We start from the raw sequence: 17758 nt of genomic DNA, 5'->3' as shown, positions 1-17758 counted from the left end.
GATTACTGGTTCGGATCGAATTTCTGGGAGGACCAGGAAAGCTATTGGCGCCGCTCGCCGCTGTCGCTGATCGGCAATGTCGAGACGCCGACGCTCGTGGTGGTCGGCGAAGAGGATTATCGCACGCCCGTCAGCGAGTCCGAGCAATATTACACGGCGCTGAGGCTGCGCGGCGTGCCGACGGCGCTGGTGAAGGTGCCCGGTGCGAGCCATGGCGGCATCGCGGCACGCCCCTCGCAGAGCGGTGCCAAGGCGCAGGCGATATTGGCGTGGTTCGAGCGGTTTCGGACGAATGCCTGGGTGAGAGAAGAGTAGTTTTCGTCAGACGCGACCTCACGCTTGCGAGGTTTTGACGATATCAGGCCGCGCGGCGCACCGTCTCATTCAACCAGGCGCGGGCCTGCTTCTGCGCTTCGGCGATTTCGCGGGCCGTCATCTCGTCGGAAATTTCCGCACGGCACTGTTGTGCACGTTCATGCCCGTTGACTGCGGCGAGGTTGAACCATTTGTGCGCCTCGATCAGGTCGACGTCCAACCCGCCCGAACCGGACGAATAGGCGATGCCGAGATCGTAGAGCGCCTCGGTCTTGCCCGCCGCTGCATCGCGCAACCGGCTTTCGATCAGAAACGTCGCGGCGTGTTCGCTATGTGCCATTACCCCAATTCCCCTTTACGACTGTGCGTCGGGGACAGAGGTGGCGGCTTATGGATAATAAAAGGTTAACGGCGCGAGTAAGTTTTTCGCGATCACGATCCTCCCCTGCAAGGGGAGGTGGCATGCGAAGCATGACGGAGGGGTATCAACACCGGTGATCCGCGAATCGGTAGCGGGATACCACCCCTCCACCACTTCGTGGACCCCCTCCCTTGCAGGGGAGGACTTCAGCGCGGAAGGACCGCGATATTGTCGATCAGCCGCGTCGTCCCGATCCGTGCTGCCGCCAGCATGCGCGCCGGACCCTCGAGCATCGCCATCGGCTCCAGCGTCTCGGCATCGCGCAGCTCGATATAGTCGACCGTCGAAAAGCCCGCCTCGAACAGTTTCGCCTTCGCATCGATCAGCGTCGCGCCGACATCGGCCCCGCCCGCGATCGCCTCGGCCGCCTCGCCCATCGCATCGGGCAGCGCTACCGCTGCCGCGCGTTCCTCTTCGCTCAGATACCGGTTGCGCGACGACAGCGCCAAGCCGTCGGCCTCGCGCACGGTCGGCACGCCGACGATCCGGATATCGAAATCGAGATCGCGGACCATGCGGCGGATCACAGCGAGCTGCTGGTAGTCCTTTTCGCCGAACAGCGCGACATCGGGCGCGACCTGGTTGAACAGCTTGGCGACCACCGTGGCGACGCCGTCGAAATGGCCGGGCCGCGCACCGCCGCACAGTCCTTCACTAACACCCGTCACGCTGACGGTCGTGGCATAGCCGTCGGGATAGACTTCGCTCGGGCTCGGCGCCCAGAGCAAGTCGCAGCCCGCCGCCTCGAGCAGCTCACGATCGCGTTCTTCGGTGCGGGGATAGGCGTCGAAATCCTCGCCTTCGCCGAATTGCGCCGGATTGACGAAGATCGAGGCGGCGACATGGTCCGCCTCCTCCTTCGCCCTGGCGACGAGCGCCAGATGCCCTTCGTGCAGCGCGCCCATCGTCGGCACCAGCGCCAGTGTGCCACCGTCGCTTTTCAGCGCCGTCACCGATTCCCGCAACAGCTTTATGGTCCGCGCCAATTGCACCTGCATTCCGCCTCCGATAAGAGCCCGACCGTGTTTGGGGGGCGCAAACACGTGAATCAAGTCGCGCCGGTTATCATGAGGGGGACGCACGGCCTTGGCCGATTGCCATTTCATCGTCTTCGCCAATGAAAAGGGCGGCACCGGCAAGTCGACGACAGCCGTCCATACGGCGGTCGCGCTGACGATGATGGGACACCGCGTCGCCGTGCTCGATCTCGACACCCGGCAGCGGACGACGACGCGCTATCTGGAAAACCGGGTGGAGAGCCGGAAGCGGCTGGGCGAAGACCTCCCCACGCCGGACTTTGCGGTGAATGAGGCGGACAATCTCGCGGCGTTCGAACGCAAGATCGACGAACTTTGCGCCGAAACCGATTTCCTGATCATCGACACGCCGGGGCGCGACGACCCGCTCGCCCGGATTTCCGCCACCCGCGCCGATACGCTGGTGACACCGATCAACGACAGCTTCATCGATTTCGATCTCATCGGGCAGGTCGATCCCGAAACCTACAAGGTGAAGCGCCCGAGCTTCTACGCCGAACTCGTCTGGGAGGCACGCAAGGCCAAGGCGCGCACCGGCGGCGAGGTCGACTGGGTGGTGCTGCGCAACCGGCTTCAGCATATCGGCGCGCGCAACATGCAGCGCATGGCCGACGCGCTGGCCGAATTGTCGCGACGGGTGGGCTTTCGCGTCATCCCGGGATTGTCGGAACGCGTCATCTATCGCGAACTCTTTCCGAGCGGGCTGACGCTGCTCGATATCGATCATTTCGAGAGCGTCGGCATGAGCCATATCGCCGCACGATCCGAGTTGCGCGAGATGATCGCGGGCTTCGAACTGCCCGAAACAAGCCGATAGGCACGGCCCACGGCTTGGCGTATAACGCGCTGCATGCATATCCTGCTGCCGATCGGACTGGTGCTGCTGGCACTCTGGGCCTGGAAGACGGGCCGATTGCGCCGCGCCGATAGCGGCGACATCGCCGCCGTCCTGATCGTCATTCTCGGCTTCATCTGGCTGGCGCGCGGCAACGGCCTGCTCGCAATCGGCGCCTTTGCCGGCGTCGCAGCCTGGTGCACCTATCGCTCGCAGCAATTCCGCCGGGCAATGATGCCGGTCGAAGATGCGCGCGTTCTGCTCGATGTCCCGCCTGACGCCGATCAGGAAACAATCCGGGATGCACATCGCCGCCTCATCGCCCGCGTCCATCCCGATGCCGGCGGTTCGGTAGAGTTGGCGCGACGCGTCAATGCGGCCCGCGACATCCTGCTCAGCGAGGCGCGCAACAATGCCGACGGGCGATTGCACTAGAAGCCCTTGCACTTGTCACATGGTCCGGCGACAAGCCGCCGCATGACACACACATTCGATCCCACCACGCTTCGCGAATATGACATCCGCGGTATCGTCGGCGAAACGCTCGGCCCCGACGACGCACGCGCCATCGGCCGCGGATTCGGCACGCTCATCCGCCGCGCGGGCGGCACCCATGTCGCCGTCGGCCGCGACGGGCGCGACAGCTCTCCGATGCTGGAGGAGGCGCTGGTCGAGGGTCTGAACGCCAGCGGCTGCGATGTAATTTCCATCGGCCTCGGCCCGACGCCGATGCTTTATTATGCCGAGGCGACGCTAGAGGTTGATGGCGGCATACAGATAACCGGTAGCCATAATCCCGCCAATTACAATGGCTTCAAGATGGTCTTTCAGCATCGTCCGTTCTTCGGGCGCGACATCCAGGCGCTCGGCATCATGGCCGATAAGGGCGACTGGGAAGAAGGATCGGGAACGTGCGGCACCGCCGACATCGCCGACATGTATGTCGATCGGCTGATGGCGGGCTATGCGGGGGGCGAGTACCGGATCGGCTGGGACGCGGGAAATGGCGCCGCCGGCCCGATCGTTGAGAAGCTCGTCGAGCGGCTGCCCGGCGAGCATTTCACGCTGTTCACCGATGTCGATGGCAACTTCCCCAATCATCATCCCGACCCGACCGACGAAGCCAATCTGGCAGACCTCAAAAAGCTCGTCGCCGACAACAAGCTCGATTTCGGAGTGGCTTTCGACGGCGACGGCGACCGGATCGGCGCGGTCGACGGCCTCGGCCGCGTGATCTGGGGCGATCAGCTGCTGGCGATCTACGCCGAACCGGTGCTGAAGGCCGATCCCGGCGCGACGATCATTGCCGATGTGAAGGCGAGCAGCGCGCTGTTCGACCGGATCGAGGAACTGGGCGGCGATCCGCTGATGTGGAAGACCGGCCATTCGCTGATCAAGCAGAAGATGAAGGAAACCGGCTCCCCGCTCGCGGGCGAGATGAGCGGCCATATCTTCTTCGCGCAGGATTATTACGGCTTCGACGACGCACTCTACGCCGCCATCCAGCTCATTCGTGCGGCCTCGACATCGGGCAAGAGCGTCACCGAATTACGCGGCGAACTGCCCGAAATGATCAACACACCGGAAATGCGCTTCCAGGTGTCCGAAGACCGCAAGTTCGCCGTCATCGATGAAGTGCTCGACCGGCTGGCCGAGGCGGGCGAAGACTATGAAGAGGTCGATGGCGCCCGCGTGAACACCGATGACGGCTGGTGGCTGCTCCGCGCTTCGAACACGCAGGACGTTCTCGTCGCCCGGGCCGAAGCGAAGAGCGAAGAGGGCCTGAAGCGCCTGCTCCACCAGATCGATGCGCAGCTTGCCGAGTCGGGGCTTGAGCGGGGGCCGCAAGCGGGGCATTGATGGCGTCCGGAGACCATCCGGGGAGGCAGATGATGGACGAGGAACGGATCGACAGTTTTCGCAGCAGCACCGAACGCTGGCTGTTCGGCAGCTTCGAAGGCTGGATGTGGGTCGGCATCCTGCTTCTTGGCCCGATCCTGGCGCTGATTTTCGACAGCCCGTGGTTCATGCTCGTAAGCGCGGTCAGTTTCGTCAGGATCGTTGTCCAGTGGCTGCACTATATGGCTGCGAAATATGAGATCACCTCGCAGCGGCTGATCATCCATCGCGGGATTGTCTTCAAAAGCATCGACGAGATCGAACTCTATCGCGTCAAGGACGTGAAGGTGAACTATTCGCTGCTCAACCAGCTGTTCAACATCGGCACGATCACCGTAATTTCGAGCGACCGCACCAATGTCGGCGTTCCGATGCTGCTGCCGAATGTCGTTGGTGCCCGCGATCGCCGGGAACAGCTGCGCGGTCTCGTCCAGTCCGAACGCGTCCGCCGCGGCGTGCGCGAAATCGATTACGAGCCCGCCGCGGTCGAACCGCACGCCTGACGGCGCTCAATCGTCCTCATCCTCATAGCCGACCAGATCGAGCGCGCGCGCCTTGATCTGGTGCGTCGTGCACCAGTGAACCAGCGCGTCCTCGCGGCCGTGAGTGACCCACACCTCCTTGGGGCGTAGTTCACGCAACGTGTCGGTCAGTTCGTCCCAGTCGGCATGATCGGAGAGGATCAGCGGCAGCTCGACATTGCGCTGCCGGGCTCGCTGGCGCACGCGCATCCAGCCCGACGCCATTGCCGTAATCGGTTCGGGCAGCCGCCGCGACCAGCGGTCGTTCAGCGCGGACGGGGGCGCGACGACGATCGACCCGCGCATCTCGTCCTTATCCGCATCGGTCGCCGGGCGTAATTCGCCGAGATCGACGCCATACTCCGCGTAGAGATCGCAGAGCCGCTGCAATGCGCCATGAATGTAGATCGGAGCGTCGTGACCCGCCGCGCGCAGCTCGGTGATGACGCGCTGCGCCTTTCCGAGCGCATAGGCGCCGACGAGCACACACCGGTCCGAATTCGCTGCAAGGGAGTCGAGAAGTTTGGCAATTTCGTGCCGTGTTTCCGGATGGCGGAAGACCGGCAGGCCGAAAGTGGCTTCGGTGATGAAGATGTCGCACGGTACCGGCTCGAACGGCGCGCAGGTGGGGTCGGGTCTGCGCTTGTAATCGCCCGATATAACGACCCGCTCGCCCCCATGGTCGAGCACGATCTGCGCGGAACCCAGAACATGCCCTGCCGGCACGAACCGCGCCGTCACATCGCCGAAATCGTGCATCTCGCCATAGGCGACCGGCCAGGCGGCCTGCTCGCCATAGCGGACGTCCATGATCGCCAGCGTTTCGGGCGTCGCCCATACCTCGCCATGGCCGCCACGGGCATGATCGGCATGGCCGTGGGTGACGAGGGCGCGCGGTTTGGGCTGCGACGGATCGATCCAGAGATCGGCCGCGGGAACGTAAATTCCTTCGGGTCGGGGATCGATCCAGTGTCCGAGGCTCGCCATGCGATCGATATAGGAATGATCAAGCCGAATTGCGCTCCCGAATGGAGGCATCGAGCTCTTCGTAGCTTGCGAAGCCCGTTTCCGGTTCGACTTGCCCGGCCCAAACAGCCTCGATCGCTCCGCCGATTTCGGGCGGCAATTCGGCCTTGTGGCCGCCGACGCCGCCCTTGCGGACCTTCGCCGAATCGCTGCCGGGGGCAAAACCGCAGCGTTCCTCCGACAGCGTGCGCATCATCGGATCGGCGAACTTGTCCTTGTGCTCGAGCATGTAGGCCAATGACGACCGTTCGAGCGTCAGCGCAGCGAGATCGTCGCTGCACGGAATGCCGCAGAAATCGGCAAAGGCGTGGATATGCTCGGCCGGCGTCTCGATCATATGCTCATAGGTCGTCAGGAACACATCGGGATTGTCGCGCTGCCGCCACCAGCTCAGCAAATGGGTCCAGTAGTTCGCCCCTTGCGGGCCGGGCGTGATCCAGCCTTGGTAGAAATGCTCCATCGGCACCGTGCCGGGCTCGAAGAACCAACCCTCCATGAAGCGGTACATGGAGACAAACGCGTCCTTGGGATTGCGCAGCGACACCGCATAGCGCGCACCGCCGGGAAGCGTGTCGTACGACTGATGGCTCTTGAACCCGCGCGGATCGGCTTTCTGTTCGGCATTGATATCAATCGCCAGCGCCGGCGCGGTCTCGATCCAGGGAACGACGCGGGAAATATCGTCGAAATCCATGTCGCCGCCGGTCCGCAGCGTATGAAAAGTCTGTTGCAGCCAGGTCGTCCCGCATTTGCCGAAGGGTGAAATGATCACATCGCTCGATCGCGGCGCATAGGGCGGCATTTTCTCCGCCCCGGGCGCCGGCACCATCATCCGCGCCATCAACTCCCCGAATTCCTGCGCCGACTCGGCACGGCCAGTATGTGCGTTGACCAACTTCTTCCCCCTCCGGCCCTCGCAAACACGCTTGGACCCAAGATTGTTGCCGCACAAGTGCGCCGGATATTTCCTTGCTACTGGCGCGTTGGCTGGTGAGAAAGGGAAAACGATGGAAACGATCTATATCATCATCCTGGTTGGCGGCGGTGCGCTGCTGCTCGCCGCGATCGCCTATGGCATGAGCCGAAACAAGGGCGCAGATAGCCCCGCCGACATTGCCCGCACCGAAGCCGCGGCCCGACAGGCGCGCGAGCAAACCGATCGGGAGGAGACCGATTGACCGCACTGCCACCGGACATTGGCCGGTGGTTTGATGGGCGCGGCTGGGCGCCGCGCCGGCACCAGCTCGAAATGCTGGAGGCGGCACGGGCTGGCCGCCACGCATTGCTTGTCGCACCGACCGGCGCGGGGAAGACGCTGGCCGGCTTTCTTCCAACTCTCGCCGATCTGGTTGGCGACCCGCCGGGCGGCCTTCACACCCTCTACATCTCGCCCCTCAAGGCGCTCGCCAACGATGTCCGCCGCAATCTACTGACCCCGATCGAGGAGATGGGCCTGCCTATCCGCGTAGAGGCGCGCCACGGCGACACGCCGCATGATCGCAAGGTACGCCAGCGCCAGCGCCCGCCGCATATGCTGCTGACAACGCCCGAATCGCTCGGCCTCCTCATCAGCTATCCCGACAGTTTCGAGCTCTTCTCCACGCTCCGCACGATCGTAATCGACGAGGTTCATGCCTTCGCGCTGCAGAAACGGGGCGACCTTCTCAACCTCGCCATGGCGCGGCTGCAGGCGATCAGACCGGATCTGCGGCGTGTCGCATTGTCGGCCACCGTCGCCGATCCGGAGGGCTATGCGAAGTGGCTGGCGCCCGATGCGGATGCCGCGTCGGTCGAGATCGTGCGCGGCGATCCCGGCGCGAAGGCCGAGATCGAAATCCTGCTGCCCGAGGGCCGCGTCCCCTGGTCGGGCCATTCGGGCCGCTATGCCGCGCCGCAGGTGATGGAGGCGATCGCCAAGCACCGCACCACGCTCGTCTTCTGCAACACGCGCAGCCTCGCCGAGTTGATCTTCCAGGATCTGTGGAAGGTAAACGAGGACGCGCTCCCCATCGGCATCCATCATGGCAGCCTGTCGGTCGAGGCACGGCGCAAAGTGGAAAGCGCGATGGCGCGCGGCGAGCTGCGCGCGCTCGTCGCGACGGCAAGCCTCGATCTTGGCGTCGACTGGGGCGATGTCGATTGTGTCGTGCAGATGGGCGCACCCAAGGGTTCTTCGCGGCTGTTGCAGCGTATCGGGCGCTCCAACCACCGGCTCGACGAACCCAGCAAGGCTATCCTCGTACCCGGGAACCGGTTTGAATATCTGGAGGCCCGCGCCGCGCTCGACGCGGTCGAGGAGGGCGAGCTTGATCCCGACGATTTTCGCGACGGCAGCCTCGACGTGCTCGCCCAGCATCTGATGGCTTGCGCCTGCGCCGCGCCGTTCGAGGAGGGCGCGATGCTCGCCGAAGTCCGCTCGTCCGCGCCCTATGAGCGACTGACCGGCGAAGCCTTCACGCGCGAGCTCGAATATATCGAGAGCGGCGGCTATGCGCTGCGGGCCTATGACAAGTTCAAGCGACTGACGCCCGAGCTCGACGAAGACGGACAGACGCATTGGCGCGTCAGCCATCCCAAATTCGTCAAGCAGCACCGTCTGAACGCCGGGATCATCGTCGATGCGCCCGTGCTCGACGTCCGGTTCAAGAACGGGCGCAAGCTCGGCACGGTCGAGGAACTGTTCGCCGCCTCGCTCTCGCCGGGCGATACCTTCTTTTTTTCCGGCATGAGCCTCGAAGTCATCACGATCAAGGACACCGATCTGCTTGTCCGTGCGTCGAGCAAGGAGGCGCGCATCCCGACCTATATGGGCGCCCGGATGCCGCTCTCGACCAATCTCGCCGATCGTGTGCGCGGCTTCCTGTTCGACCGGACCGAATGGGCGGCGTTTCCCGAGGACGTCGAGGAATGGCTGAGCGTCCAGGGCCAGCGCTCGGTGCTGCCGCGACCGGGCGAACTGCTGGTCGAGACTTTCCCGCACCAGGACCGCCATTTCATGGTGACCTACAGCTTCGAAGGCTGGAACGCGCACCAGTCGCTCGGGATGCTGGTCACGCGGCGCATGGAAAGCGCGGGGCTCAAGCCCATCGGCTTCGTCGCCAACGATTACAGCTTCGCCACCTATTCGCTCGAGCGCGTGCGCGATCCCGCACCGCTCTTCTCGCCCGACATCCTGACCGACGAGTTCGTCGATTGGGTGCAAGGGTCGCACCTGCTCAAGCGCGCCTTTCGCGAGGTCGCGGTGATCGGCGGGCTCGTCGAGCGCCAGCATCCGGGCAAGCGCAAGACCGGCAAGCAGGTCACCTTCTCGACCGATCTCATCTACGACGTGTTGCGCCGCTACGAGCCCGACCACCTGCTGATGCAGGCGGCCTGGGCCGATGCGCGCACCAAACTGACCGATGTCGGGCGGCTGGCCAATCTGCTCAACCGCGCCGCCGATACGATGGTCCATGTCGATCTCGACCGCGTCTCGCCTTTGGCGGTGCCGGTGCTGACGCTGATCGGGCGCGAACATGTCGCCCAGGGTATCGTCGACGACGAACTGCTGATCGAAGCCGAGAGCCTCGCGGCAATCGCAATGGCGGCCGACTGATCGATTACGACATTTGTCGCAACGATTCGGCCGCCTATCGAACCGGTCTGTCGCCTGTCGAACGGGACCTTCGACCAACTGTCATATTCACATAATACAGCGGCGGCCGCGGGCGACGGATTCGTACCGTATGGCCGCAAAACCCAAATGGTTCAGGAGACCAACATGTCGAAAAAGCGTTTCATCCCCCTTTCGCTCGCCCTCGCCGCCGCCATCGGAACGGCCGCAATCGGCACCACCGCTCCCGCCGCCGCACAAAGCCCGGCGGCCAGTTCCTCGTCGCAGCAGATTGCCGAAAGCCTCGTCACCGCGATCAACGGCCGCCGCGCCGACCGGCGCAACTGGGGCCATGAGCATGTCGCCTCCGATCGCATCCGCGACGCCGAAGTCGCGAAGCTCGACCGCCTCGCCATTCGCTATGGCGAGCTGACGCTGAACGACGTCAATTCGGAAGACGGCAAGGTCCAGCTCTCGGTCGCCGATGCACGCGGTCGCACGGGCACCATCGAATTGCTGATGGATGCCAACCAGCCCGGTGCCGTACTCGCACTCGGCATCTCAGGATTCTAATTCGGCATTCCGCTCCCGCCTCCTCCTGTCTATGCTTACGGCTGGACCGGATGCGATGCGGGAGCGGATTTTGATCACCGATACTTTCAAACGAACGGCGCGCCATCGCCTAATGATGGGTGCAGGCGCGGTCTCGATGCTCCTTCTAGGCTGCACACCGGCGACCGAGACGGCGGCACCCGAAACGGCCAGCGCGGCCGAAATCCATGAGCGCCTGCTCACCCTCGACACCCATCTCGACACACCGGTCCATTTCGGCCGCAACGGCTGGAGCATGGCGGACGCCCACGACTATGCGACCGATGCCAGCCAAGTCGATTTGCCGCGGATGGAGCAAGGCGGACTCGATGGCGGGTTCTTCGTGATCTATACGCCGCAGGGAGAACTGACCTCTGCCGGCTATGCCGAGGCGCGCGCCATGGCGACGCAGCGGCAACGCGAGATCCTGGAGATGGCGGCGGCGAACGCGGAACGGCTCGAACTGGCCTATACCGCTGACGATGCGCTGCGGATCGCAAGCGAAGGCAAGGTTTTCGCCTTTCAGAGCATCGAGAATAGCTGGCCGCTCGGCGAGGATATCGGCGCGCTACAATCGTTCTACGACAACGGCGTGCGGATGGCCGGCCCCGTCCATTCGCGCGACAATCAATTCGCCGACAGCACCACGGGCGACGGGCGCTGGGGCGGGCTGAGCCCGGCTGGCCGTGAGCTCGTCGCCGAAATGAACCGGCTGGGCATTGTCGTCGACGGCAGCCATGCCTCGGACGCCGCGATCGACCAACTGATCGAACTGTCCGCAACACCCATCATCCTATCGCATTCCGGCCCGCGCTGGGCGATGGATCATCAGCGCAATCTCGACGATGATGGCATCCGCGCCGTCGCGGCATCGGGCGGCGCAATCTGCGTTAATTCGGTCTTCCTCGCGCCCTTCCTCGAAAGCGAGGAACTCACGGCAATAGAGGAGCGGATGGACGCTGAATATCGCACCGCCTCCCCCACCCAGCAGCGAGCGCTGGTTCGCGAACTGCGCGCCGCGCAAGGCCGTGCGCCGCAACAGGAAGCGAATTTCGACGCCTTCATGGCGAGCCTGCTGCATCTGCTCGACGTCGCCGGCGTCGACCATGTCTGCATGGGCGCCGACTGGGACGGCGGCGGCGGCGTGATCGGCATGCGCGACATCGCTGCTTTGCCGCAAGTGACCGCACGGCTGCTGGCCGCGGGCTATGACGAGGAGGATCTCCAGAAGATCTGGAGCGGCAATGTTTTGCGCCTGCTACGCCAGGCGGAGGACTATGCGGCGAACCATTGATCGGATTGCAACGGCTTGATCGGCGAGGCCATTACCGCCATTAGCTCCGCATGGTTCCCTTTTCGTTCTCCGGCCACAAATTTTTCGCCCTGCCCCAGGCCGCGCTGTTCTGGCCGGCGCGGCGGGCTTTGCTCGTGGCCGATCTGCATTTCGAAAAGGCGAGTTGGTTCGCGCGGCTGGGGCAGATGCTGCCGCCCTATGACAGCATGGCGACGCTGGCGGACCTGGAAGCCCTTGTTGCGGCGACGGATGCGCGCGAACTCTGGTGCCTCGGCGACAGCTTCCATGATAGCGACGGCATCGACCGGATGCCCGCCGACGCCTGTGCACGGCTCGAAGCGCTGACCGAGAAGCTCGACTGGACATGGATTACCGGCAATCACGATGCGGCATTCGCCGGTCGCTGCGGCGGGCGCGTTATCGATGAAGCCGAAGTGGACGGACTCGTGCTGCGACATGAAGCCGATACCGCCGAAACGCGACCCGAACTCTCGGGCCATTTCCACCCGAAATTGCGGCTGACGGTTCGCGGAAAGCGTGTCTCGCGGCGCTGTTTCGTCGCGACCGAGCGCAAGCTGATCCTGCCGGCATTCGGCGCGCTGACCGGTGGCCTTGACGCAGGGCATCCCGAAATCGTTCGCGCGGTCGGCCCCGATGCAGAAGCACTCGTTCCGGTCAGCGATCGGATGCTGCGGTTTCCGCTGGCGGCGTAATATGGTCAGGCTCGATCCTCCGATCGAGGCTGACGACCGGCTTTACCTTCCCGACAAAATCTCCCGCGCACCGCGTTCCGGATCGTCGGCGACATTGGGTTCGAGATCGAACTGCATCACCATCCTGCTGTCGGGCGTATAGCGCGGCCAGTCGGGCAGGTGATCGCTCGACGGCGTGCCGGTCCGCGCGAAGCTGATCCAGGCTTCACTCATCTGGTCGGCGATCCGTTGCGGCGCTTCACCCGGCCCCACGAGCACACGCGACAGCTCGACATTGTCGAACATCATCGGGATGTCGAGCGTGTGCGGCGAACGGAAGATGCCGCCATTGACCGGTGTTTCCCATGTCAGTCGGTACATATAGACCGGCGCCCCCGCCCGCGCCTGCGCATCGGCGAGGATATAGCTGCCCTGCACGAAGCGCGCGCTCATCGCCCGGTTGGCGATATGCGTCGGGCTGTAGTCCGGGTTTTCCTCGCGATAATTGGCGATGAGCGCCGGGCCGTTTTCGCCGAAGGTCGCGGCCATACGATCCAGCGCCGCGTCGTCGATGAGGCCGAACCAGGGCTGCGACGCGGTGAACAGCGTCATCTCGTCCTTGTTCCAGCCGATCATCACCGGAATGTCGTTCGACTGTTCGGGCGCGGTCGGCACGAACGGATTGCGCGGCAGGTAATTGCCGTCGACGATCGGCCCGAAATTGGGACCGCCAAAACCTTCCCCATGCCGGGCGAGGACCGCGCGCATCGCCGAAAGCAGATGTTCGGGATGCGCCGCGCGGAGTTGTTCGACCGTCTCGATCCCGGCTTCTGCCAGCAGTTCGCGCGCAAGCCCCGTCGCCTGCTCCGCGTTGCCGCTGATGACGCCGGGGCCGGACTGGATGATCGCCCGGTGAAACAGGCCGTCGGCGGACGGAGTCGCCAGCATATGGCTGACCTTCGATCCGCCGCCCGATTCGCCCATGATCGTCACATTGTTCGGATCGCCGCCGAATGCCGCGATATTGTCGCGCACCCATTCGAGGCTCTGGACGAGATCGGCATTGCCGGCATTGTCCGCGCCTGCGAACTCCTCGCCGAAAATGTCGGTGAGGTTGAGAAAGCCGAACAGGTTCAGCCGGTGGTTGATCGTGACGACGACGACATCGCCGCGCCGCGCCAGATTGGCGCCGTCATAGGCGGGCCAGCCGCCCGATCCATAGGCATAGCCGCCGCCATGAAACCAGACCATGACGGGCCGCGACCCTTCGGTACCCGGTGTCCAGACGTTGAGGAACAGGCAGTCCTCATTGTCGATCTTGGCTTCGGACTCGGTCGAGAACAGCGTGTTCATCTGCCGCGTGAAATCGGAGACCCGCGAACCCGATGGCGAATAGGCCTGCATACAGGGCGCGCCCATTCCCGTGGCATCGGCGATGCCGTCCCATGACGCCGGATCGGCCGGAGGCTGGAAGCGAAGATCGCCCACGGGTGGCGCGCCATAGCGAAGCCCCAGAAAGCGCTGGATGCCATCGGCCGCCAGCCCCTGGACCTGCCCATATTCGGTTTCGACGATGTCCGACACTGCGGGCACGCCCTGTGCCGACGCCGACGCTGCCAGCGACGCGCCAATGGCGATGCCGGCAAATGCCTTCCAGATTTTCATGAGATCTGCTCCCTCTTGCAGTCTTTTTCTTTTTGACACTGACTCCAATTGTGAAGCAAGTCCAGAGGGAGAAGAGCAGCTAGTGCGCGTGATCGCCGTGAGGGCCGTAGGAAAATTCACCGATGACGAGGCTGTAAATCGGAAAGTCCCACCTTCCCGCCTCGGCCCGTCCGCCGGGCGCGACTGACCGCGTCGGCACAGTCGAATAGCCGCCCTGCCCGCGCCGGTCGGCCAGCCCATCGAAGGTCAGTCGCTCGGACGTTGCGTTTTCCATGTCGAGCCAGCTTGCGCCATCGTCGACATAAAGGACCGCGCGGACTTCACCGGGTGACAGCGGCTCCGATATCGCCTCGGCGCCGCGATGACGGATCAACAGAAGCTGATGGTCGAAACCTTCGCCGAAACCGAAGATCACGGCATCGCCAGGCTCCAGAGTGAGCGAATCGACCTCCATGTTGGGATCGGTCACTTGCTGGGCGCTCGCAGGAGCAGAAGCGACCGCAGCCATGGCCAAGCCCATCGCCATCAGCACATGTTCGCGCATACTGCCTCCTCCTCGTGCGAACGATATCAGAGATCGGGATATGCCACTAGCGCGGCCCAGCCCGGCTCCCTAAACGGTGCAGCATGGCAGAGGGAACGCGCTTCGGGATTACGCGCCGCAGGCTCTTGATCGGCGGCGGTGCCGGTGTCGGCCTCGCCGTCGCCTGGGCCGTCTGGCCGCGCCACTATGTGCACAATCTGTCGGCGGCGGAGGGCGAGAGCATCTTCAACGCCTTCCTGAAGATCGGCGAGGACGGGCATATCAGCGTCGTCGTGCCGCAGGCCGAGATGGGCCAGGGCGTGTGGACGGCACTGCCCCAGGCGCTGGCCGACGAACTCGGTGCGGACTGGCGGACCGTCGGTGTCGAACCGGCACCGATCAACCCGCTCTACACCAATGATTTCATCTTCACGGAAAACGCCGAGGGGCGGCTGCCGTCCTTCCTGGGCGGTGTCGGGCGATGGGGTGCGCGCGAATATGCCGTACGCAATGCGCTGATGATGACCGGCGGATCGACGTCGATCCGGGGTTTCGAACAGCGTTTTCGCGAGGCGGGTGCGGCGGCGCGCGCGGCGCTGTGCATGGCGGCGGCCGATCGCTGGGACGTCGAATGGGATCAGTGCGAGACCGCCGACGGCTTCGTCACCCATGGCGATCGCCGCCTTCGGTTCGGAGACCTTGCGGTCGAAGCGGCGGCGAAGGAACCGCCATCCGAAATTGCGCTGTTCGATCCGGCGCGCCGTCCGATCACCGGACAATCCATGCCGCGGATCGACCTGCCATCCAAGGTCGATGGCTCCGCCCGCTATGCCGGCGATGTCCGGCTTCCCGGCATGGTCTTCGCCTCGACCAAGCAGGCGCCGACGCGGCAGCATCGATTGAAGGCTGTCAACCGCGCGGCCGCGAACAACGTCTTCGGCGTGATGACGATCTTCGAGAATCCCCGTTTCGTCGCATGTGTCGGCACCAACTGGTGGGCCGCGAACCAGGGGGTGGAAGCGCTGGCGGCGGAGTGGGAAAGCGATGCCGATCCGGTCGACGACGCCTCGATCGACGCAGCCCTCGAAGCCGCGCTCGACGGCGATGGCGGCGAGCGGATTTTCGAGCAGGGCAATCTGGAAGAGGCTTTTGCCGGAACGAGCCCGCTCGGCCTTCGTGCCGTCTATTCGGTCGGGCTGGCGCCCCATGCCCAGATCGAACCGCTCACCGCGACCGCGCGGAGCCAGGGCGGCAAGATGGAAATCTGGGCGCCGACGCAGGCTCAGGGGCTGATGCGCGACGCCGTTGCGCGTGCGATCGACTATGATCCGGGCGATATCGTTATCTACCCGATGCTGCTGGGCGGCGCCTTCGGTCGCAAGGTCGAAAACGACGCCGCGGTGCAGGCCGCGATCATCGCGCGGCGACTGAACCGGCCGGTTCAGCTGACATGGTCGCGCGAAGAGGAAACGCGCAGCGATTACTATCGGCCAGCGGCGCTCGGCCGACTGACGGGTCGGGTCGGCGGCGGTGGGCGGATCAGCGTGCTCCACACGCGCATCGCCGTACCGGCGGCGGGCAATCAGCTGGCAGCGCGGATCATGCCGAGCTTCGCATCGGGCGGCGACGAGCCGGATGCGGGCGCCGTCGAAGGCGCCGTCCCCGCCTATGCCATTCCTAATCTCGCCGTCGAGCACATGCCCGCCGATATCGGCGTCGAATGCGGCATCTGGCGATCGGTGGCGCACAGCTACACCGCCTTTTTCACCGAATGTTTCGTCGACGAGCTGGCAATCAAGGCGAATATGGAACCTCTCTCCTTCCGCATGGGGATGCTCGGCGATCAGCCACGGCTTGCACGCTGCCTGACGCAGGCCGCGATGCTGGGCGGCTGGGACGGAGGCGAACAGGGCGGCGGCATGGGCCTCGCCGCGCATAGCTGTTTCGGCAGCCATGTCGCGATGATGGTGGCGCTCCATATCGGCGACGACCAGAGGCCGGTGATCGACCGGGTCGCCGCGGCGGTCGATTGCGGCCGCGTGATCAACCCCGAAATCGTCAAGCAGCAGATCGAGGGCGGGATCATCTTCGGCATGTCGGCTGCATTGGGCGGGCATGTCGAGTTCGCCGATGGCGAGCCGATTTCGCAGAATTTCGACGGCCTGTCGCTCCCGCTCCTCGCCGATACGCCGGAGATCGGCATCACCATCGTCGAGAGCGACGAGGAACCCGGGGGCGTCGGCGAGATCGCCGTTCCGCCCGTGGCCCCCGCGATCGGCAACGCGATCTTCGCCGCGACTGGCCAGCGCCTGCGAAAGCTGCCCTTCGTGATCGGCGGAACCGCGTGACCGAAAAACCCGATTTCCATCCCGATATCGCGCCGCCGAAAATCGGCGTCTTGCTCGTCAATCTCGGTACGCCCGACGAACCGACACCGGGCGCCGTGCGGCGCTATCTTGCCGAATTCCTGTCCGACAGGCGCGTGGTGGAAATCCCGTCCATTGCGTGGAAGCCGATCCTCCACGGCATCGTCCTGCGCACGCGGCCACGCAAGTCGGCTGCGGCCTACCGCAAAGTCTGGACCGACGAAGGTTCGCCGCTCGCCGTCATCACCGAAAAGCAGACCGGGAAGCTCCGCACAGCGCTGGGCACGGGCATCGTGACAAGCTGGGCGATGCGCTACGGGCGCCCGGGAATCGGCATGCGGATCGAGGAGCTGAAGGAGCAGGGATGTGAGCGCATCCTGCTCTGCCCGCTCTATCCGCAATATTGCGCGGCAACGACGGCGAGCGTGGTCGACGATGCCAATGCGGCATTGGCGGAGATGCGCTGGCAGCCCGCGCTGCGAACGCTGCCCGCCTATCACGACGATCCCGCCTATATCGGCGCACTGGAAAAATCGGTCCGCGCTTCGCTTGCCGCGCTCGATTTCAAACCGCAGGCGATCATCGCCAGCTTTCACGGCATGCCGCGCCGGACGCTTGAACTGGGCGACCCCTATCACTGCCAGTGCCAGAAGACCGCAAGGCTGCTGAGCGAGGCGCTCGAAACCCCGCTCTTCGTCGCCTTCCAGTCGCGCTTCGGCCGGGCCAAATGGCTCGAGCCGGCAACGAGCGACATGCTACGTGCGCTACCGCAAAAGGATCTGGAAAAGGTCGCGATCTTCGCGCCCGGTTTTGCGGCAGATTGTCTCGAAACGCTCGAAGAACTCGCCATTGCCGGCCGCGAAGAGTTCCTGGAGGCCGGCGGCACCGATTTCGCTTATCTGCCTTGCCTCAACGACAGCGACATCGGCATGACTATGTTGGAAACGCTGATCCGGCGCGAACTTTCCGGATGGGTTTGAA

The 17758-nt window shown here is 64.4% G+C and carries 18 protein-coding genes; 12 read left to right on the top strand and 6 right to left on the bottom strand.

Annotated elements, in window-relative coordinates; all coding sequences use genetic code 11:
- A partial coding sequence (locus Q0139_RS13895; protein ID WP_298023271.1) for a prolyl oligopeptidase family serine peptidase occupies positions 1-315 on the top strand: 315 nt, incomplete at its 5' end.
- A gap of 43 nt (positions 316-358) precedes the next feature.
- Here Q0139_RS13895 and Q0139_RS13890 read toward each other — a convergent pair.
- Together Q0139_RS13890 and panC are read right to left on the bottom strand one after the other, a co-directional pair.
- The gene (locus tag Q0139_RS13890; protein ID WP_298023268.1) at positions 359-655 is read right to left on the bottom strand and encodes an SEL1-like repeat protein; all 297 of its coding nucleotides are present in this window, start codon (positions 653-655) and stop codon (positions 359-361) included.
- A gap of 227 nt (positions 656-882) precedes the next feature.
- Entirely contained in the window at positions 883-1728 is an 846-nt protein-coding gene (panC, locus tag Q0139_RS13885; protein WP_298023274.1) for a pantoate--beta-alanine ligase, read from the bottom strand.
- A 94-nt stretch (positions 1729-1822) separates the two neighbouring features.
- Here panC and Q0139_RS13880 point away from each other — a divergent pair, with 94 nt between their 5' ends.
- From Q0139_RS13880 to Q0139_RS13865, 4 genes are read left to right on the top strand one after another with little or no spacing between them, the layout of a single operon-like run.
- A complete protein-coding gene (locus tag Q0139_RS13880; protein WP_298023266.1) occupies positions 1823-2590 on the top strand; it encodes a division plane positioning ATPase MipZ in 768 nt (255 codons plus the stop codon).
- Between the two features lie 33 nt (positions 2591-2623).
- Complete coding sequence (locus Q0139_RS13875) at positions 2624-3043, top strand: DnaJ domain-containing protein (protein WP_298023263.1); 420 nt, start codon at positions 2624-2626, stop codon at positions 3041-3043.
- A gap of 42 nt (positions 3044-3085) precedes the next feature.
- Entirely contained in the window at positions 3086-4468 is a 1383-nt protein-coding gene (gene pgmG / locus Q0139_RS13870) for a phosphoglucomutase/phosphomannomutase PgmG (protein ID WP_298023260.1), read from the top strand.
- Complete coding sequence (locus tag Q0139_RS13865; protein WP_298023257.1) at positions 4468-5010, top strand: PH domain-containing protein; 543 nt, start codon at positions 4468-4470, stop codon at positions 5008-5010. The genes pgmG and Q0139_RS13865 overlap by 1 nt, the downstream gene beginning before the upstream one ends.
- 6 nt (positions 5011-5016) lie before the next feature.
- On the opposite strand, the gene Q0139_RS13860 is transcribed toward Q0139_RS13865, so the two are convergent.
- Positions 5017-6015, bottom strand: a complete 999-nt coding sequence (locus Q0139_RS13860) for a ligase-associated DNA damage response exonuclease (protein ID WP_298023254.1) — start codon at positions 6013-6015, stop codon at positions 5017-5019.
- Positions 6016-6034: 19 nt separating this feature from the next.
- Positions 6035-6949 (bottom strand): sulfotransferase domain-containing protein, encoded by a 915-nt coding sequence (locus Q0139_RS13855; protein WP_298023251.1) that lies wholly within the window; start codon positions 6947-6949, stop codon positions 6035-6037.
- A 112-nt stretch (positions 6950-7061) separates the two neighbouring features.
- Here Q0139_RS13855 and Q0139_RS13850 point away from each other — a divergent pair, with 112 nt between their 5' ends.
- The 5 genes from Q0139_RS13850 (at position 7062) to pdeM (ending at position 12244) form a co-directional block, all read left to right on the top strand.
- Positions 7062-7232 carry a hypothetical protein gene (locus Q0139_RS13850; protein WP_298023248.1) on the top strand — a complete coding sequence of 57 codons (171 nt, stop codon included), beginning with the start codon at positions 7062-7064 and terminating at the stop codon, positions 7230-7232.
- Positions 7229-9649: a ligase-associated DNA damage response DEXH box helicase gene (locus Q0139_RS13845; protein WP_298023245.1), complete on the top strand. Its 2421-nt coding sequence runs from the start codon at positions 7229-7231 to the stop codon at positions 9647-9649. The genes Q0139_RS13850 and Q0139_RS13845 overlap by 4 nt, the downstream gene beginning before the upstream one ends.
- A gap of 165 nt (positions 9650-9814) precedes the next feature.
- The gene (locus Q0139_RS13840; RefSeq protein ID WP_298023241.1) at positions 9815-10219 is read left to right on the top strand and encodes a hypothetical protein; all 405 of its coding nucleotides are present in this window, start codon (positions 9815-9817) and stop codon (positions 10217-10219) included.
- 70 nt (positions 10220-10289) lie between these two features.
- Positions 10290-11531 (top strand): dipeptidase, encoded by a 1242-nt coding sequence (locus tag Q0139_RS13835; protein WP_298023238.1) that lies wholly within the window; start codon positions 10290-10292, stop codon positions 11529-11531.
- 50 nt (positions 11532-11581) lie between these two features.
- Positions 11582-12244, top strand: coding sequence for a ligase-associated DNA damage response endonuclease PdeM (gene pdeM, locus Q0139_RS13830; RefSeq protein WP_298023236.1), 663 nt, complete (start codon positions 11582-11584; stop codon positions 12242-12244).
- Between the two features lie 42 nt (positions 12245-12286).
- On the opposite strand, the gene Q0139_RS13825 is transcribed toward pdeM, so the two are convergent.
- Positions 12287-13888 (bottom strand): carboxylesterase/lipase family protein, encoded by a 1602-nt coding sequence (locus Q0139_RS13825; RefSeq protein ID WP_298023233.1) that lies wholly within the window; start codon positions 13886-13888, stop codon positions 12287-12289.
- Between the two features lie 79 nt (positions 13889-13967).
- Entirely contained in the window at positions 13968-14432 is a 465-nt protein-coding gene (locus tag Q0139_RS13820) for a hypothetical protein (protein ID WP_298023231.1), read from the bottom strand.
- Between the two features lie 83 nt (positions 14433-14515).
- Between Q0139_RS13820 and Q0139_RS13815 the strand changes: the two genes are divergently transcribed.
- Positions 14516-16759 (top strand): molybdopterin cofactor-binding domain-containing protein, encoded by a 2244-nt coding sequence (locus tag Q0139_RS13815; protein ID WP_298023228.1) that lies wholly within the window; start codon positions 14516-14518, stop codon positions 16757-16759.
- Positions 16756-17757, top strand: a complete 1002-nt coding sequence (gene hemH / locus Q0139_RS13810) for a ferrochelatase (protein WP_298023225.1) — start codon at positions 16756-16758, stop codon at positions 17755-17757. The genes Q0139_RS13815 and hemH overlap by 4 nt, the downstream gene beginning before the upstream one ends.
- The last annotated feature ends 1 nt before the right edge of the window (position 17758 follow it).

Origin of the sequence: uncultured Parasphingopyxis sp. (assembly GCF_937129435.1) — a bacterium.
GTDB lineage: Bacteria > Pseudomonadota > Alphaproteobacteria > Sphingomonadales > Sphingomonadaceae > Parasphingopyxis.
The sequence above is the reverse complement of the archived record's forward strand: the minus strand, read 5'-3'. Positions and strand labels throughout refer to the sequence as shown.